General features: G+C 61.7%; 14 protein-coding genes and 3 tRNA genes. 13 read left to right on the top strand and 4 right to left on the bottom strand.

The genetic code is table 11. From position 1 onward, the window contains the following. Positions 1-118: 118 nt before the first annotated feature. From lepA to nagZ, 8 genes are all read left to right on the top strand, one after another. Complete coding sequence (lepA, locus tag BLS41_RS12595; RefSeq protein WP_074764923.1) at positions 119-1912, top strand: translation elongation factor 4; 1794 nt, start codon at positions 119-121, stop codon at positions 1910-1912. Positions 1913-1930: 18 nt separating this feature from the next. Next, the gene (gene lepB / locus BLS41_RS12590) at positions 1931-2824 is read left to right on the top strand and encodes a signal peptidase I (RefSeq protein ID WP_074764921.1); all 894 of its coding nucleotides are present in this window, start codon (positions 1931-1933) and stop codon (positions 2822-2824) included. Between the two features lie 174 nt (positions 2825-2998). Further along, entirely contained in the window at positions 2999-4192 is a 1194-nt protein-coding gene (gene rnc, locus BLS41_RS12585; protein WP_074764919.1) for a ribonuclease III, read from the top strand. 54 nt (positions 4193-4246) lie between these two features. Continuing rightward, on the top strand, positions 4247-5146 hold the full coding sequence (gene era, locus BLS41_RS12580) for a GTPase Era (RefSeq protein WP_074764917.1): 900 nt from the start codon (positions 4247-4249) through the stop codon (positions 5144-5146). Continuing rightward, positions 5133-6041, top strand: coding sequence for a DNA repair protein RecO (recO, locus tag BLS41_RS12575; RefSeq protein ID WP_074764915.1), 909 nt, complete (start codon positions 5133-5135; stop codon positions 6039-6041). Before era ends, recO begins: the two co-directional genes overlap by 14 nt. Beyond that, entirely contained in the window at positions 6038-6802 is a 765-nt protein-coding gene (gene pdxJ, locus BLS41_RS12570) for a pyridoxine 5'-phosphate synthase (RefSeq protein WP_074764913.1), read from the top strand. The genes recO and pdxJ overlap by 4 nt, the downstream gene beginning before the upstream one ends. 16 nt (positions 6803-6818) lie before the next feature. Beyond that, positions 6819-7271, top strand: coding sequence for a holo-ACP synthase (gene acpS / locus BLS41_RS12565; RefSeq protein WP_074764910.1), 453 nt, complete (start codon positions 6819-6821; stop codon positions 7269-7271). 69 nt (positions 7272-7340) lie between these two features. Further along, positions 7341-8369 carry a beta-N-acetylhexosaminidase gene (gene nagZ, locus BLS41_RS12560; protein ID WP_074764908.1) on the top strand — a complete coding sequence of 343 codons (1029 nt, stop codon included), beginning with the start codon at positions 7341-7343 and terminating at the stop codon, positions 8367-8369. A 108-nt stretch (positions 8370-8477) separates the two neighbouring features. Here nagZ and BLS41_RS12555 read toward each other — a convergent pair whose 3' ends face one another. From BLS41_RS12555 to earP, 4 genes are all read right to left on the bottom strand, one after another. Next, positions 8478-9860, bottom strand: a complete 1383-nt coding sequence (locus BLS41_RS12555) for a sigma-54-dependent transcriptional regulator (protein WP_074764906.1) — start codon at positions 9858-9860, stop codon at positions 8478-8480. Positions 9861-10200: 340 nt separating this feature from the next. Next, positions 10201-10407 carry a CsbD family protein gene (locus BLS41_RS12550; protein WP_074764904.1) on the bottom strand — a complete coding sequence of 69 codons (207 nt, stop codon included), beginning with the start codon at positions 10405-10407 and terminating at the stop codon, positions 10201-10203. 291 nt (positions 10408-10698) lie between these two features. After that, positions 10699-11256 (bottom strand): elongation factor P, encoded by a 558-nt coding sequence (gene efp / locus BLS41_RS12545; RefSeq protein ID WP_074764902.1) that lies wholly within the window; start codon positions 11254-11256, stop codon positions 10699-10701. A gap of 437 nt (positions 11257-11693) precedes the next feature. Further along, on the bottom strand, positions 11694-12908 hold the full coding sequence (earP, locus tag BLS41_RS12540) for an elongation factor P maturation arginine rhamnosyltransferase EarP (RefSeq protein WP_074764900.1): 1215 nt from the start codon (positions 12906-12908) through the stop codon (positions 11694-11696). Positions 12909-13059: 151 nt separating this feature from the next. Here earP and uvrC point away from each other — a divergent pair, with 151 nt between their 5' ends. The 5 genes from uvrC to BLS41_RS12515 all read left to right on the top strand — a co-directional run bounded on the left by uvrC (position 13060) and on the right by BLS41_RS12515 (position 16754). Then, on the top strand, positions 13060-15243 hold the full coding sequence (gene uvrC / locus BLS41_RS12535; RefSeq protein ID WP_074764898.1) for an excinuclease ABC subunit UvrC: 2184 nt from the start codon (positions 13060-13062) through the stop codon (positions 15241-15243). A gap of 270 nt (positions 15244-15513) precedes the next feature. After that, the gene (gene pgsA, locus BLS41_RS12530) at positions 15514-16107 is read left to right on the top strand and encodes a CDP-diacylglycerol--glycerol-3-phosphate 3-phosphatidyltransferase (protein WP_074764896.1); all 594 of its coding nucleotides are present in this window, start codon (positions 15514-15516) and stop codon (positions 16105-16107) included. Between the two features lie 249 nt (positions 16108-16356). Further along, positions 16357-16432 (top strand) — tRNA-Gly (locus BLS41_RS12525). A gap of 64 nt (positions 16433-16496) precedes the next feature. Then, a tRNA-Gly gene (locus tag BLS41_RS12520) sits at positions 16497-16572 on the top strand. 108 nt (positions 16573-16680) lie between these two features. Beyond that, positions 16681-16754 (top strand) — tRNA-Cys (locus tag BLS41_RS12515). Positions 16755-16778 lie beyond the last annotated feature (24 nt).

Genomic DNA, 16778 nt, shown 5'->3' with positions numbered 1-16778 from the left:
TCTTCGCAAGATGCGCCGGGCGATGGCCTTTTCGGCTAAAATAGATAGGTTTTTCACCTACTTACAAGGCGTGCTCCGCTATTGTCCGAGCGCGCCTTTTTTGCTTGATCGGCACTGAATGGATCATATTCGTAACTTCTCGATCATCGCGCACATCGACCATGGCAAGTCGACGCTCGCCGATCGCATCATCCAGATTTGCGGTGGCTTGTCCGACCGCGAGATGGAAGCCCAAGTGCTTGACTCGATGGATCTCGAGCGCGAGCGCGGCATCACCATCAAGGCACAGACCGCCGCATTGACGTACCGTGCCCGCGACGGGCAGGTCTACAACCTGAACATGATCGACACGCCGGGCCACGTCGACTTCTCGTACGAAGTCAGCCGCTCGCTGTCCGCATGCGAAGGCGCGTTGCTGGTTGTCGACGCGAGCCAGGGCGTGGAGGCGCAAACCGTCGCCAACTGCTACACGGCAATCGAACTCGGTGTCGACGTGATTCCGGTGCTCAACAAGATCGACCTGCCGGCCGCGAATCCCGAAAATGCGATTGCCGAAATCGAAGACGTGATTGGCATCGACGCTACCGACGCGACGCATTGCAGCGCGAAGACTGGTTTGGGCGTCGAAGATGTCATCGAGGCGTTGATCGCGAAAGTGCCGCCGCCAAAGGGTGATCCGGAAGCGCCGCTGCAGGCTTTGATCATCGACTCATGGTTCGACAACTACGTCGGTGTTGTGATGCTGGTGCGTATTGTCAACGGCACGCTCCGTCCGAAGGACAAAATCCGCATGATGGCGACCGGCGCGCAATATCCGGTCGAACACATCGGCGTGTTCACGCCGAAGTCCAGAAATCTTGAATCGTTGTCGGCCGGGCAGGTGGGCTTCATCATCGCCGGCATCAAGGAACTGGCTGCCGCGAAGGTGGGCGACACGGTCACGCTGGTGAACCGGCCCGCGGCCGAGCCGCTGCCAGGCTTCAAGGAAGTGAAGCCGCAGGTGTTCGCCGGTCTCTATCCGGTTGAGGCTAACCAGTACGACGCGCTGCGCGACTCGCTCGAAAAGCTGAAGTTGAACGACGCTTCGCTGCAATACGAGCCGGAAGTTTCCCAGGCTCTCGGTTTTGGTTTCCGGTGCGGCTTCCTTGGCTTGTTGCATATGGAGATCGTGCAGGAACGTCTCGAACGCGAGTTCGACATGGACCTGATCACGACGGCCCCGACCGTGGTGTATGAAGTCCTGCTGCGAGACGGCACGATTCTCATGGTCGAAAATCCGGCCAAGATGCCGGAGCCACCGAAGATCGAAGAGGTGCGCGAGCCGATCGTCACGGTGAATCTGTACATGCCGCAAGACTACGTCGGTGCCGTGATCACGTTGTGTACGCAAAAGCGCGGCAACCAGATCAACATGCAGTACCACGGCCGTCAGGTTCAACTGACGTACGAAATTCCGATGGGCGAAGTTGTGCTCGATTTCTTCGATCGTCTGAAGTCGATCTCGCGCGGTTACGCGTCGATGGACTACGAGTTCAAGGAGTATCGCGCGGCCGACGTCGTGAAGGTCGACATGCTGATCAACGGCGACAAGGTCGACGCGTTGTCGGTGATCGTGCACCGTTCGCAAAGCCAGTATCGGGGTCGCGAAGTGGCGGCGAAAATGCGCGAGCTGATTCCGCGGCAAATGTACGACGTCGCGATTCAGGCCACCATCGGTGCGAACATTATCGCGCGCGAGAACATTAAAGCGTTGCGTAAGAACGTGCTGGCAAAATGCTACGGCGGCGATATTTCACGTAAGAAGAAGCTGCTGGAAAAGCAAAAGGCAGGCAAGAAGCGAATGAAGCAGGTGGGCTCGGTCGAGATTCCGCAAGAAGCTTTCCTTGCGATTCTGCGTGTCGAAGACAAATAAGTTGAATAACGGAACCCTATGAATTTTGCGCTGATTCTTTTTGTGCTCGTCATTTTGACGGGCGTCGCATGGGTCGCGGACAAACTGGTTTTCCTGCCAAAACGGCGCCGTGCGGCAGAGGCCGCAGTCGCCGAGTTCGACCGTCAGCAAGCACGTATCGGCGAGCGTTTCGCCGACGAAAACGCAGCGCAAACGCGGGCTCGTCTGCGTGACGACAAGCTGCGTCAACCGTGGTGGCTCGAGTATTCGGCGAGCTTTTTCCCGGTGATTCTGGTGGTGTTCGTGGTGCGCTCGTTTGTGGTCGAGCCGTTCAAGATTCCGTCCGGTTCGATGGTGCCGACGCTGCTGGTCGGCGACTTCATCCTCGTCAATAAATTCGAATACGGTATTCGTTTGCCGATCACGAATACGAAGATCACGGAAGGCAGCCCGCTCAAACGTGGGGACGTGGTCGTGTTCCGTTATCCGAAAGACGAATCGGTCGACTACATCAAGCGCGTGATCGGTTTGCCGGGCGACGTGGTCGCCTATCAGGACAAGCAACTCACGATCAACGGCAAGCCGGTGCCCGAAACGCCGCTGCCCGATTATCTCGACGACGAACGCATGGGTTATGCGAAGCAGTTCGAAGAAGATCTCGACGGCCGCAAGAACGCTATTCTGAATAATCCTGCAGTGCCGCCGTTCATCGTGGGCGCCGAAGATTATCCGTATCGCGACAACTGCACGTACAACGCACGCGGTGTGATCTGCAAAGTGCCGCCGGGCAATTACTTCATGATGGGCGACAACCGCGATAACAGCGCGGATAGCCGTTACTGGGGTTTTGCGCCGGACCGCAATATCGTCGGCCGCGCGTTTTTCATCTGGATGAACTTTAGCGATCTGAAGCGCATCGGCACGTTCCACTGAGTCGTCGCGCACCGATTGCCCCACACGCCGCGCGGTGAACCGATCATCGGTCACATCAGTCGCGGCGTGTTATCACGCCACTTTAAGAAGTCGCGGTAACGTCGCTTCACCACGCTTTTTCCGCAGGTCGCCCGGCGTTTTCGCCGGGTCAGGCGCCCGCGTTATACTCTGCCCATGCCCCTATCTCCGTTGGAAAGCCGTTTGCGCTACGAATTTCGCAATGCGGAATTGTTGCGCCAGGCTTTAACGCACCGCAGTCATAGCTCCACGCATAACGAACGGCTCGAGTTTCTCGGCGACTCCGTTCTAAATTGCGCGGTGGCTGCGCTTTTGTTCCAACGTTTCAGCAAGCTGGACGAGGGCGATCTGTCGCGCGTCCGTGCCAATCTGGTCAAACAGCAGTCGCTTTACGAAATCGCTCAGGCCCTGAATATTTCTGAAGGCTTGCGGCTTGGCGAAGGCGAATTGCGCAGCGGCGGTTTCCGCCGTCCGTCAATTCTTGCCGACACGCTTGAGGCCGTGCTGGGCGCGGTGTTCCTCGATGGTGGCTTCGACGCCGCGCAGACGGTCATCAAGCGTTTGTACGTGCCGATTCTCGACCACATCGACCCGCGTACGCTCGGTAAGGACGCGAAGACGCTGTTGCAGGAGTATCTGCAAGGTCACAAGATCGCGCTGCCTACCTACACGGTGGTGGCGACGCATGGTGCGGCGCACAATCAACAGTTCGAAGTCGAATGCACGGTGCCGAAGCTTGACGTAAAGGTGTCCGGTTCCGGCGCGAGCCGTCGCGCGGCGGAGCAGGCTGCCGCCAAGAAAGCGCTCGACGATGTGATGGCCGCAGCGCCCGCACTGGTCACCAAATCGAAGCGTTCGAAGAGCGCGCGCGCGGCAAAGAATGCCGAGCCCGAGATCGTTCCTGGCGTCACCGGCGTGCAGGCCGCGCTGGATTTGCGCACGCCCGATCGCAAAAGCGAACGTGCTGAGCGGGCCGCCGCACGCGGTGAGCCGCGCGCAAACGCTGCGACGGCCGCAACCGAAGCCGCCGCCGAGCGCTCCACGTTGACGGTCATAGGCGCACCTTTGGCCGTGATCCGTGCCGCTCATGTCGAATACAGCGGGCAGGACAAAGCCGAGAAGCTTGAGAAACCGGAGAGAGCAGGCTCCCACGCAAGCGACAAACCCGCTGAAGCCAAAGCCGAAATCAAGGCAGAAACTGCATCCCCGCGCGGCGCAGACAAGGCCCGCGGCCGTGAAGCTACAACATCCGGTGCGGCCGTATCCACGCCGGGCGCACCGGCGCCAGCCGAACACGAACCCGGCGTAGCCGACGCGGTGCAAACGCGCGTCGCCGACGCGGGCCATTGATTGCCATCGGCGCGCCATTTCCGCGTGTCGATCTGAACTTGCCGTAGCCCGAATATGAACGCTCCCACTCCCACTGATTTTCGCTGCGGCATGGTCGCGATCGTCGGCCGCCCTAATGTCGGCAAGTCCACGCTGATGAATGCGCTGGTCGGCCAGAAAGTCAGTATCACGTCGCGCAAGGCGCAGACCACGCGCCACCGCATCACCGGCATTCATACGCTCGAAGATGCGCAGTACATCTTTGTCGACACGCCCGGTTTCCAGACCAAGCACAGCGGCGCGCTGAACCGTTCGTTGAATCGCGCGGTCACGTCCACGCTGACCTCGGTGGATGCGATCCTGTTCGTGATCGAAGCCGGCCGTTTCGGCGCGGACGATCAGAAAGTGCTCGACCTGATTCCACCGTCGGTCCCCACGCTGCTGATCGCGAACAAGCTCGATCGCGTGTCGGATAAAGCTTCGTTGTTCCCGTTCATGCAGCAGGTCAGTGCGCTGCACAAGTTCAGCGAGATCGTGCCGCTGTCGGCGAAAAACATCGACGACATCAAGCGTCTGATGGCGACCGTCAAGCCGTTCCTGCCGGAAGGCTCGCCGATCTACGGCGAAGACGATCTGACCGATCGCAGCGAGCGCTTCCTTGCCGCTGAAATCCTGCGCGAAAAGGTGTTCCGCTGGACCGGCGACGAGCTGCCGTACACGAGCACCGTGCTGATCGACAAGTTCGAAACCGAAGGCCGTCTGCGTCGCATTTTCGCGACCATCATGGTCGAGCGCGACACGCACAAGGCGATGATCATCGGGCAGAAGGGCGCGAAGCTGAAGCAGATCAGCACCGAAGCGCGCCTGGATATGGAAAAGCTGTTCGACGGCCCCGTGTATCTGGAAACCTTCATCAAGGTGAAGAGCGGTTGGGCCGACAACGAAGCCGGGCTCCGTGCGTATGGGTACGAATGACGCGTGGATGACGCTGAATTCCGACGCAGCCCCGGACGACCAGGAGCCGGCCGCGCCGGCTCGCGAGCCATCGTCCAAACCGGCTCGTAGCATCAAAAAAACTTCCAGCAAAAGCGCGTCCGCCGGCGAAGGCGAGGCGCGCAAATCACCGACACCCCGCGCGCCGCGCACTTCCGCCTCCATCTACAAGATCGCGGAGCAACCCGCGTTCGTTCTGCATAGCTATCCGTACCGCGAGACCAGTCTGATCATCGACGTGCTGTCGCGTGATCACGGCCGCATTGCGCTGGTCGCGAAGGGCGCGAAGCGTCCTCACTCCGCGCTGAGAGGCGTGTTGCAGACCTTCCAGCCGCTCGCGTTGTCGTGGTCGGGCAAGTCCGAAATGCGCACGCTGACGGGCGCCGAATGGGTCGGCGGCATGTTGCCTTTGACAGGCGGCGCGCTGCTCTGCGGCTTCTATGTCAACGAACTGCTGGTCAAGTTCTGCGCGCGCGAAGACCCGCATCCGCAGCTATTTCACCACTACGTTGTCACGATGACGCGTCTCGCGCACGACGAACCGCCCGTGCAGGTGCTGCGTTCGTTCGAGCGCGTGCTGCTGCGTGAAACCGGCTACGCAATGGCGCTCGATCGAACCGTCGCGCGTAGGGCCGTGGTGGCCGAAGGCCGCTATGTGTTCGATCCCGAGCGTGGCGTGCGCGAAGCGTCCGACGAGTGGCCTTTGCAATGGCCGGTGATTTCGGGGCAAACCTTGCTCGATATGGAACAGGACGATTACCATCGAGCGCAGACCGTGGCGCAAAGCAAAACGCTGATGCGCTTCCTGCTCAACACCTACCTTGGCGGCACGCCGCTCGCGACGCGCCAGATCCTGATCGACTTGCAGAACTTATGAGCTTCTTTCTTACGTCGCCGAATGTGATTGACCTGGGCGTGAACATCGATCACGTCGCCACGCTGCGCAACGCGCGCGGCACGTCTTATCCCGATCCGATCCGCGCAGCCTTGATGGCCGAAGAGGCCGGCGCGGATGTCATCACGCTACATTTGCGCGAAGACCGCCGTCATATCGTCGACGCGGACGTGCGCAAGCTGCGTCCGTTGCTGAAGACGCGGATGAATCTGGAATGCGCTGTCACGCAGGAGATGCTCGACATCGCGTGCGAAGTGCAGCCGCACGACGTTTGCCTCGTGCCGGAAAAGCGCCAGGAGTTGACGACCGAAGGCGGTCTCGACGTCGCCGGTCAGTTCGAAGCCGTGCGTGCCGCGTGCAAACAACTCGCCGACGCGAACTCACGCGTGTCGCTGTTCATCGACCCGGAAGAGACGCAGATTCGTGCAGCGCACGAAGCGGGAGCGCCGGTGGTCGAGTTGCACACGGGCCGTTACGCGGAGGCCCACGATCCCGCCGAACAGCAACGTGAATTCGAGCGCGTGGTGCATGCGGTCGAATTCGGTGCGACGCTCGGCATCAAGGTCAACGCGGGCCACGGCCTGCACTACACCAACGTGCAGCAGATCGCGGCGATCGACGGCATTGTCGAGTTGAACATCGGCCATGCGATCGTCGCGCACGCGATCTTCGCGGGCTGGGAAAACGCGGTGCGCGAGATGAAGGCGATCATGGTCGCCGCGCGTCTCGGCGCGCGCGCCTAAGCCCGGCGGCTTGCATATGGCGATCTACGGCATCGGTACCGACATCGTTCAGGTCAGCCGCGTGGCCGCGGTGATGACCCGCACCAACGGCCGTTTCGCCGAGAAAGTGCTCGGCCCGGACGAACTTCGCGTCTATCACGCGCGCACGGCCCGCTCGGCTGCGCGCGGTCTCGCGTTCCTCGCCACGCGGTTCTCGGCGAAGGAAGCGTTCTCGAAAGCGATCGGCCTCGGCATGCGCTGGCCGATGACCTGGCGCGCGCTGCAAACGCTGAACAAGCCGAGCGGCGAGCCGATGGTGGTCGCATCGGGCGAGCTGGCCGAATGGCTCGACGCGCGCGGCATCACGGCGCGCGTAACGATTAGCGACGAGCGCGATTACGCGGTGTCGTTCGTGATTGCGGAGACCGGGCAAGCGGGCGATAAGGCCGGCACACCGAGTCTTCCGAACGCTTCGGCCGCCATCGAATAACCCTTCTCTGAACGCGGCCCATGCAGGTCGCGTCTCTTCCTGTTCCAAGCTTTTTTCTGGCGAAATCCGATGAAAATCATTCCCGGACCGGTGATGCTCGACGTGGTCGGCAAAACGCTGAACGACGACGACAAGCGCCGCCTTGCCCATCCGATGACCGGCGGTGTGATCCTGTTCGCGCGCCACTATGAGAGCCGCGAGCAACTGATTGCGCTGACCGATTCGATCCGCGCGATTCGCGACGATCTGCTGATCGCCGTCGATCACGAAGGCGGCCGCGTGCAACGTTTTCGTACGGACGGCTTCACGGTGCTGCCGTCGATGGGCAAGCTCGGCGCGCTGTGGGACCGCGACGTTCTGCACGCCACGAAGGTGACGACGGCGGTCGGCTATATCCTCGCGACGGAATTGCGCGCGTGCGGGATCGACCTGAGCTTTACGCCGGTGCTCGACCTGAATTACGGGCAGTCGCAGGTGATCGGCGACCGGTCGTTCCATAGCGATCCGCGCGTGGTGACTTTGCTGGCCAAGAGTCTCAATCACGGCCTCGCGCTGGCCGGCATGAGCAATTGCGGCAAGCACTTTCCGGGGCATGGTTTTGCGCACGCGGACTCGCACGTCGCGATGCCGGTCGACGATCGTTCACTCGAAGCAATCATTCGTGACGACGTGGCGCCGTATGACTGGCTCGGTTTGTCGCTGGGTGCTGTGCTGCCCGCGCACGTGGTTTATCCGCAGGTCGATTCGAAGCCGGCGGGTTTCTCGCGGATCTGGCTGCAGGACATTCTGCGCAAGAAGCTGCGCTTCGAAGGCGCGATTTTCAGCGACGATCTGTCGATGGAAGCCGCACGTCAGGGCGGCACGCTGACCGAGGGCGCGACCGCCGCGTTGCAGGCCGGCTGCGACATGGTGTTGATCTGTAATCAGCCGGATGAAGCGGAGAAGGTGCTGGATGCGTTGCGATTCACGCAGTCGAAGGAATCGCGGCGGCGCATCGAGCGGATGCGGCCGCGCGGCAAGGCGCTGAAGTGGAGCAAGCTGGTTGCTGATCCGCAATATCTGGACGCGCAGTCTTTGCTGCGTAGTGTGTTTGCTTGAGCCTGGCTTTGTTTGTCCCTTTGCGGGCCACTTCAGCAAAATAAAAAACGGCGCCTTGATTCGATCAAGGCGCCGTCTTTCGTTAGCCGGTGCTGATTAAGCGCCGACTCAGTTCAACCTCATCCGCTGAAGCTTGTTGTACAGCGTCTTCGGACTGATGCCCAGCAGGGACGCCGCCCGATGCCGCGTACCGCCGACTGCGTCGAGCGTCGCGCGAATCAGCATTTCCTCGACGTCCGCGAGCGGCGTGCCGACCGTGACCTGCACGCGGCTGCCATTCAGATCGCGACCGTTCGGCGAGCCTGCGTCGTCGGCGCGCAACGACTCCAGCACGTCGCCCGACGCGTGATAAGCCCGCCGCACGCGCTCCTGCAATTCGCGCACATTACCCGGCCATTCGTAGGCGAGACATTCGCGCAGGAAGTTCGGCCCAACCTGCTTCGCGCCCTCGGACGCGCCATGTGCAGCGGCCTCGCGATTCAATTCGTCGACCATCGCCTGAGCGATCAGCGCCGGATCTTCGCCGCGTTCGCGCAGCGGCGGCAACGTCACCGCAGCCGCTTCGAGGCGCAACGCCAAATCCTCCATCAGACTGCCGTCGGCCACGGCGGCGCGCGGCGACTTGCGAGTCGACGCGATCAGTCGGAAATCCGTCGCCACCTGGTTCGTGCCGCCGACCCGCATGAAGGTCTGCGAATCGAGCGCGCGGAGCAGCGCTTCCTGCTGCGCATGCGGCAATTCGGCAATTTCGTCGATAAATAGCGTACCGCCGCTGGCCTGTTCGAACAGACCGGGTTCGCGATGCTCGGCGCCGTTGAACGCACCGCGTTCGTGGCCGAGTAACAGGCTCTCCAGTGAGCGTTGCGCGCCGCCGTTTGCAGTGCCCCGGCAATCCAGCGTAACGAACGGGCCTTTGCGACGGCGGCTCATGTCGTGCAGCGTGCGCGCCGCGATCTGCTTGCCCGTGCCGGGTTCGCCGGAAATCAGCACAGCAGCTTCGGTCGGGGCAACATGTTCGATCGTGTCGTAGACGTGCTGGACCGCGCCGCTGCGGCCAAGCATCGAACCGAATCGGCCCAGCTGACGCAGCGATGCACGCAGCGTCTGCACTTCTTCGGTCAGCTCATACGGACGCGGAATGCGTGCGAGCAGACTGCGCAGGCGCGGAATGTTGACCGGCTTGAGCAGGTAGTCCCAGATGCCGTGCCGCAAGCCCTCGATGGCGCTTTCGACGGTGGCATTACCGGTCATCACGATCACCGGCAACGCGCCGCCGGGAGGATGCGCGGGCAGGTGCTGCAACAGGTCGAGTCCGCTGCCATCCGGCAGATTCAGGTCGACCAGTACGACATCGGGGATAAAGCGCGTCAGCGCCGCGCGAGCCTCGGCAATCGTGGTCGCGGTATCGACGGAGAAGCCGTCGGCCGAGAGGATGGCGGACAGGCCTGACAGGCTATTAGGATCGTCTTCAACAATCAGGGCGTGTGGCATGGCGAGCGCTATTTTGTAAATGGATGGAATGCCTGGGGCACCGTAGCAGCAGGGATTAACTTGCTGGCTGGCGCGCTCCCAGGCGCGATGGCTGGCCGATGTGGTCGAACGACGCGTCGCGCGGCCAGCGTTCGCCTGTGCAACCCGCAAGTAGCGGGGCGGCAGGCGGAAGCACGGCGTCAGGCATGCAGTGATGCCGGGTGCGACGGATGGCGATTCGACTCACGTAATTCTGGTCCTTGGATTTTCTGGGCTTGGCAAGTACTCGCCCCTCCGGTGCTGTCTCGTATCTGACTGGCATGGCGGGGCGTTTGCGGTTTTGCGGTTCCTCACCGGTCAGTCAGAAATCCCGGTTGCTGTCGAAAAAGCGGCGCACTTCGTGTTCTGCCTCTTCGCGGGTCTTGCCGTAACGTTCCTGAATCAGCCCCGCAAGTTTGTCCGCGCGACCTTCGGCCTTGGTGAGCTCGTCGTCCGTCAATTCGCCCCATGCCGTCTTCGCTTTACCGACCATCTGCTTCCACTTGCCTTCAGCAATATCGTTATTCATGGTTCTCTCCCAAAGTGAAGAAAATATTCCATATGGCTTCCCTTCAATTCGAGCATGAACCATGCCAACGCAATTTGCTTAGAATTATCAACGGTTTGTCCGATGAGTCATGGGAAGTTTGCGAACATGGGATGGCAAATTCTGGACAGCCGCCGGTAAAGTTTTCCTCAACCATACACGGCGGCACAAAAAAGAAAAAGCGCCCAATGTGGGCGCTTTTTTTTTGGATTTATTTCTCAGCGGCGGCGTTGCGCCGAAGCTGGTTTCATCTAGCGGACTTTGACGCGCAAATTATGCGCGGCTGCGGTACTCGTGGGTACGCGTGTCGATTTCGATCTTGTCGCCGATGTTGCAGAAGAGCGGCACTTGCAGTTCGAAACCGGTGGTCAGCTTGGCGTTCTTCAGAACCTTGCCCGACGACGTATCGCCCTTGACAGCCGGTTCCGTGTAGATGATTTCGCGGACCAGCGTGGTCGGCAGTTCGACCGAAATCGCTTTCTCGTTGTAGAACACGACTTCGCAAGCCATGCCGTCTTCGAGGTAATGGAGGGCGTCGCCCATCATTTCGCCTTCGACTTCGAACTGGTTGTAGTCGGCGTCCATGAACACGTACATCGGGTCGGCGAAGTACGAGTACGTGACTTCCTTGCGTTCCAGCACGACGACGTCGAACTTGTCGTCAGCCTTGTACACGCTTTCCATGCCTGCGCCGGTCAGCAGGTTCTTGAACTTCATCTTGACGACGGCGGAGTTACGGCCCGATTTGTTGTATTCGGCCTTTTGCACGACCATTGCGTCTGCGCCGATCATCACGACGTTGCCGGTGCGGAGTTCCTGTGCGGTCTTCATAAAAAACTGTCCTGTACGAAATGAGTAGCTTCAACTGTTGCTCAACGGCATACGGCGCAAGCGGCTTCGGCGCTTCGTTCACTGGATACCGCGCCGCATGCGAGCGGTGCGGTGAACCGTAAGTGTGAGAAGCGTGGCCGGCTTGCTGCGAGGACCGGTAGCGAGGCCGCAGCCCCATGAATCCCACCGATCCCAGACAATCCGTTACCTGCTTTTACCCGGTGCGGGCGTGTACACGAGTGGCGCCGATCCACAACATACGTCCCTTTTTTGACATTTCCGCCATGCCACCGAAGCTGAGCGACGCGGCTTGGCGACATGTCTTGCATCTTTCGATGCCGTGCGGCCCATGAGGCCGATGAAAAAGGCCTGACGGTTTGACTCGGTGCGTTGTTCTGATCGGGCCGCGCTTGCGTCGTCGGCCGTTGGATAACCGCTTATTTTAACTGAGTTTTTGCGAACAAGGCCAGATTTCCAGCGAGGTCGCCGACTTGGGCGAGTTCGCCGGCCCATTCGGCTGCGCGCTGCGTCAGCGCCGGCTGGTAGCGCTGGAATTCGGCCCAGTCGGGGCGGCCGGCGCCGTTCCACGCGTGCCAGAAGCGGGCCAGTGCTTCGCGGGCGTCGTCGGGCAAGGTGCGGGCGTAGTGGGCGAGCGCGGCGTCGAGCTTGGGCAGATGGGCGTCGTCGGCTTGCGGATAGATGTGCCAGACGAATGGTTTCTCGGCCCACTGGGCGCGGACAAACGAGTCTTCGCCACGCACGAAATTGACGTCGCTCGCCCACAGCAGCGCGTCGTAGCCGGGTTGATCGGTGAAGGCGAGAGCGTGCGCGCTCAGGCTGCCGAGTGTCGCGTGCGAGCCTGCGGCAAACGACGGCAGTCCGAAAAAGCGCGCCACCGCGCCGGATATGCGGCCTTCCGGCACCAGCAGGACGACCGGGGACGCGCTGTCGCGCCATTGTTCGAGCAGGCTGTCGACGGCGAGGTTTTCGTAGGCGAACAGCGAGATCACGGTCGTGCCGGCAGGAGGGGGCGCGTGGCCGGTGGTGTCGAGCCACCACGCTTCGCGGGCTGCCGGGGATGCCTCGAAGGCCGCGCGCGCTGCGTCGAGCTGCGGTTCCTTCAGGACGCCGCCCGTGCCTGGGCCGAGTCCCGGGAAAAAGAACGTCTTGGTCAACGAATAGCGGGGATGCGGCGAAGGCCGCAGATGGAAGTCCGCGACCCAATCCTCGGCACTCAGATATTCGAGGTTGAGCCACACCGGCGCGCGTTCGCGCTGGGCCATCGCGGCGACATAGATGGACGGCAGTTCGCAGGCGAAAGCTTCGATCACCACGTCGGCTACCTCGACCGTATCGCCCGCATGCGACGGCTCGTGCCAGTGCTCGACGACGATTCCGTCGACCGTCTGCCGGGCGCGATCCAGCGCGAGCGCCGGGCACAGTTTCTGGAACGAATGCAGATCGTCGACGAACACGCGCACCTGCCAGCGGTGTTCGTCCGCGAGTTGGCGGGCGAGCCGCCAGCACACGCCGATATCGCCGAAATTGTCGATGACCGCGCAGAAGATGTCGCAGGAAATCGCCGCGGACGGCGCGGCGGGTTGTTCGGGGACTTGTTCGCTGGCGGGGGAGACGGGAGAGGCTGAGGACATGGCGGCCTGAGGGACGGGGTTCGAACGCGCGCGGAATGTTCTAAACTGGCGATTCTAAAGCCTTCGTTCACGATTGCGCGCGCCGGTCCGATTCGCGCGCGGCACGCAGAGCGAGGCCTCGCGAGACTGTCCCCACCCCAATCGATCCTGCATGACCGAACCCGAAGCCATCGACGCTTTCGAGCCCAAAAAGGTGCTCGCCCAACTGCCGCATCTCCCCGGCGTCTATCGTTATTACGATATGCACGGCGCAGTGCTTTACGTGGGCAAGGCGCGCGATCTCAAGAAGCGCGTGTCCAGCTACTTCACGAAAACGCAACTGTCGCCGCGCATCGCGATGATGGTGACGCGCATCGCAAAAATTGAGACCACGGTCACGCGCTCTGAGGCAGAGGCGCTGCTGCTTGAGAACAATCTGATCAAGGCGCTCACGCCGCGTTACAACATCCTGTTCCGCGACGATAAGTCTTATCCATATCTGAAGCTGACCGGGCACAAGTTTCCGCGTATGGCCTACTACCGGGGCTCGGTGGATCGGAAGAACCAGTATTTTGGGCCGTTTCCAAGTGCGTGGGCGGTGCGCGAGAGCATCCAGATCCTGCAGCGCGTGTTCCAGTTGCGGACCTGCGAAGACTCCGTGTTCAACAACCGCACGCGGCCTTGTCTGCTGCATCAGATCGGACGCTGCACCGCGCCGTGCGTCGCGTTGATCAACGAGGAAGACTACGCGCGCGATGTGTCCAATGCGTCGCGATTTCTGCTCGGCCGGCAAGGCGAAGTGATGAAGGAACTCGAGCAGAAAATGCACGCGTTCGCGAGCGAGCTGAAGTTCGAGCAGGCGGCGGCGGTGCGTAACCAGATGAGTTCGCTGTCGACGGTGCTGCATCAGCAGGCAATCGAAGTGGGCAGCGATAGCGACGTCGACATCCTGGCGGTGGTCGCGCTCGGCGGCCGCGTCTGCGTGAATCTCGCCATGGTGCGCGGCGGGCGGCATCTGGGCGACAAGGCGTATTTTCCCGCGCACGTGGAAAGCGCGTTGACCGCGGACGAGGGCGGGCTCGATGACGAAACAAATGCGGCGGTGGGCGGCGGCGCGAGTGGCGACACGCAAGTGGCGGGCGAGGCCGATGCGCTGATGCTCGCGCAAGAGCTGCCGCCTGAGGATGACGAGGGCGACGATGCGGAGTCAGTCTTTAGCGCCGAAGACGCCGAAGCCACTGAAACCACCGAAGAACCCGACGCCGAAAATCCCCAGCCCGCCCAACCTCGCAAAGGCCGCGCATCCGGTGGAATCGAGTCGGAAGTCCTCGAAGCGTTCATCGCCCAGCACTACCTCGGCAACCGCGTTCCGCCCGTGCTGGTGGTCAGCCATGCGCCGGCCACGCGCGAACTGGTCGACGTGCTGATCGAGCAGGCCGGCCACAAGGTGACCGTGTTGCGTCAGCCGCAAGGACAACGGCGCGCGTGGCTCTCGATGGCCGAACAGAATGCGCGGCTCGCGCTGGCTCGCCTGCTGTCGGAGCAAGGCTCGCAGCAGGCCCGTACCCGCGCGCTCACCGACACGCTCGGCATGGAATGCGACGACCTCGCGCATCTGCGCATCGAGTGTTTCGACATCAGTCACACGATGGGCGAGGCGACGCAGGCGTCATGCGTGGTGTATCACCATCACAAGATGCAGTCGTCGGAGTACCGGCGCTACAACATCACGGGCATCACGCCGGGCGACGATTACGCGGCGATGCGTCAGGTTCTCACGCGCCGTTACGAGAAGATGGTCGCGCAAGCCGCAGCGAATGCCGCCGACGAAGCCGCCGAGCTGCAAGGCGACGCGGCCGCCGACCCGGCGCAAGCGTCCGATGCCGCCGAACCCGTCGCGGCGGGCGGCATTCTGCCGACCATCGTGTTGATCGACGGCGGTAAGGGGCAGGTGGAAATCGCGCGCCAGGTGTTCACGGAGCTGGGGCTTGATACCGGCATGCTGGTCGGCGTCGCGAAAGGCGAGGGGCGCAAGGTCGGCCTCGAAACGCTGATTTTCGCCGACGGCCGTGCGGCGCTCGAACTCGGCAAGGAAAGCGCCGCGCTGATGCTGGTCGCGCAGATTCGCGACGAGGCGCACCGTTTCGCGATCACCGGCATGCGCGCGAAGCGCGGCAAGACGCGTCAGACATCGCGGCTCGAGGAACTGGAGGGCGTGGGGGCGAAGCGGCGTCAACGGTTGCTCGCGCGGTTTGGCGGATTGCGTGGCGTGGTCGCGGCGAGCGTCGAGGATCTGGCGAGTGTCGAAGGGATTTCGCAAGCGCTCGCCGAGCAGATTTACCGGCAGTTGCATTAGGCGAGGGTGGGCCGGGTGGCGCGTCGAGGGTGGCTGTGCTGAAGAGCGCGGGCGGCAGGCGTGGGAGCGAGGCACGCGGTTGCCGAAGCGGACTGCGGTTGTCACTCATTGCCGCTCACGGCTCCCTTCCAGCCCGCACGCGCGCCCCCAAATAACCGTCATCCAGCCCTCGGAATCCCGTACCCACCAAGCCCCGCCCGCCGCTTTGCTTGTGGCAGGCCTTGTGACACGGCACAATTGCATCTCCCTCGCCAGACGTTGCGCCTGCCCATGCCGTTCAATTTCCCGATTTTCCTGACTTGGCTGCGGATCGTTCTGATTCCGCTGGTCGTCGGTGTGTTCTATCTGCCGGACATGATGATGAGCCCCGCGCACCGCAATCTCGCGGCCGCGACGATCTTCATCCTGGCGGCGCTCACCGACTGGTTCGACGGCTTTCTGGCCCGCAAATGGAATCAGACCTCGGCGTTCGGCGCGTTCCTCGATCCGGTCGCCGACAAACTGATGGTGACCGCTGCGTTGCTTGTACTCGTGCAACTCGCGCGAATCGACTCGGCTATCGCGCTGGTGATCGTCGGACGCGAAATCGCAATTTCCGCGTTGCGCGAGTGGATGGCGCAGATCGGCGCATCGAAGAGTGTCGCGGTGAATTCGCTCGGCAAGCTCAAGACCGTCTGCCAGATGGTGGCGATTCCGATGCTGCTGTTCTACGGGCCGTTGCCGTTCGGCGCCGGCGTATCCGTCGACACCCGTGTGTGGGGCCTGTGGCTCATCTATCTCGCTGCGTTCCTGACGATCTGGTCGATGCTGTACTACATGAAGCTCGCGTGGCCGCAAATCCGTGAACGGGGCGGGGCCGCCTGAGTTTTAATCGCGGCGGGAACGGTTGTTGAGGGTGAGCGAAGAGGGCGCAGAAGTTCGCCCAAACGGGGCAGGAGTACGAGTCAAAAATTTTATTTAAAAAAGATTCGCAAAGGGGGTTGACGCTTTTCGGTCGTTTCTCCATAATCTCGTTTCTCCGATGCACGCAGTTTGAAGCGACGGAGCAGAAGCAAGACGGTTGCTGCAAATTGGCAGCAGTAACCAGCAGGATAGGTAGGCAAGCAGCACAATGCGGGAGTAGCTCAGTTGGTAGAGCGCAACCTTGCCAAGGTTGAGGTCGCGAGTTCGAGCCTCGTCTCCCGCTCCAGATTTTTGAAGCACCGCGTTGTTTGGCTCAGTAAAAAGTGCAGCGCGTTGTGAAGCAGTTCAATGCGGGAGTAGCTCAGTTGGTAGAGCGCAACCTTGCCAAGGTTGAGGTCGCGAGTTCGAGCCTCGTCTCCCGCTCCATACATTAGGGGAAGCAACGCTTCCCTTTTTGTTTGATGGGTCGGCCATCTGGCCTGATCGCCCAACAAACAAATCTGCGAGCCTGCAGCTAGGTTCCAGCCCGCTTGCGGCGCGATAGCAAAGCGGTTATGCAGCGGCCTGCAAAGCCGTTTAGGCCGGTTCGACTCCGGCTCGCGCCTCCAGTAGTTGATGTAAAGAAAAGCCCC

Origin of the sequence: Paraburkholderia fungorum (assembly GCF_900099835.1) — a bacterium.
Lineage (GTDB): Bacteria > Pseudomonadota > Gammaproteobacteria > Burkholderiales > Burkholderiaceae > Paraburkholderia > Paraburkholderia fungorum_A.
This window is presented reverse-complemented; position numbering and strand designations above follow the sequence as displayed.

Excerpts from the sequence above, each read along its gene's own strand:
- lepA (WP_074764923.1), top strand. The coding sequence starts at position 119 with ATGGATCATATTCGTAACTTCTCGATCATCGCGCACATCGACCATGGC.
- lepB (WP_074764921.1), top strand. The coding sequence starts at position 1,931 with ATGAATTTTGCGCTGATTCTTTTTGTGCTCGTCATTTTGACGGGCGTC.
- rnc (WP_074764919.1), top strand. The coding sequence starts at position 2,999 with ATGCCCCTATCTCCGTTGGAAAGCCGTTTGCGCTACGAATTTCGCAAT.
- era (WP_074764917.1), top strand. The coding sequence starts at position 4,247 with ATGAACGCTCCCACTCCCACTGATTTTCGCTGCGGCATGGTCGCGATC.
- recO (WP_074764915.1), top strand. The coding sequence starts at position 5,133 with ATGGGTACGAATGACGCGTGGATGACGCTGAATTCCGACGCAGCCCCG.
- pdxJ (WP_074764913.1), top strand. The coding sequence starts at position 6,038 with ATGAGCTTCTTTCTTACGTCGCCGAATGTGATTGACCTGGGCGTGAAC.
- acpS (WP_074764910.1), top strand. The coding sequence starts at position 6,819 with ATGGCGATCTACGGCATCGGTACCGACATCGTTCAGGTCAGCCGCGTG.
- nagZ (WP_074764908.1), top strand. The coding sequence starts at position 7,341 with ATGAAAATCATTCCCGGACCGGTGATGCTCGACGTGGTCGGCAAAACG.
- BLS41_RS12555 (WP_074764906.1), bottom strand. The coding sequence starts at position 9,860 with ATGCCACACGCCCTGATTGTTGAAGACGATCCTAATAGCCTGTCAGGC.
- BLS41_RS12550 (WP_074764904.1), bottom strand. The coding sequence starts at position 10,407 with ATGAATAACGATATTGCTGAAGGCAAGTGGAAGCAGATGGTCGGTAAA.
- efp (WP_074764902.1), bottom strand. The coding sequence starts at position 11,256 with ATGAAGACCGCACAGGAACTCCGCACCGGCAACGTCGTGATGATCGGC.
- earP (WP_074764900.1), bottom strand. The coding sequence starts at position 12,908 with ATGTCCTCAGCCTCTCCCGTCTCCCCCGCCAGCGAACAAGTCCCCGAA.
- uvrC (WP_074764898.1), top strand. The coding sequence starts at position 13,060 with ATGACCGAACCCGAAGCCATCGACGCTTTCGAGCCCAAAAAGGTGCTC.
- pgsA (WP_074764896.1), top strand. The coding sequence starts at position 15,514 with ATGCCGTTCAATTTCCCGATTTTCCTGACTTGGCTGCGGATCGTTCTG.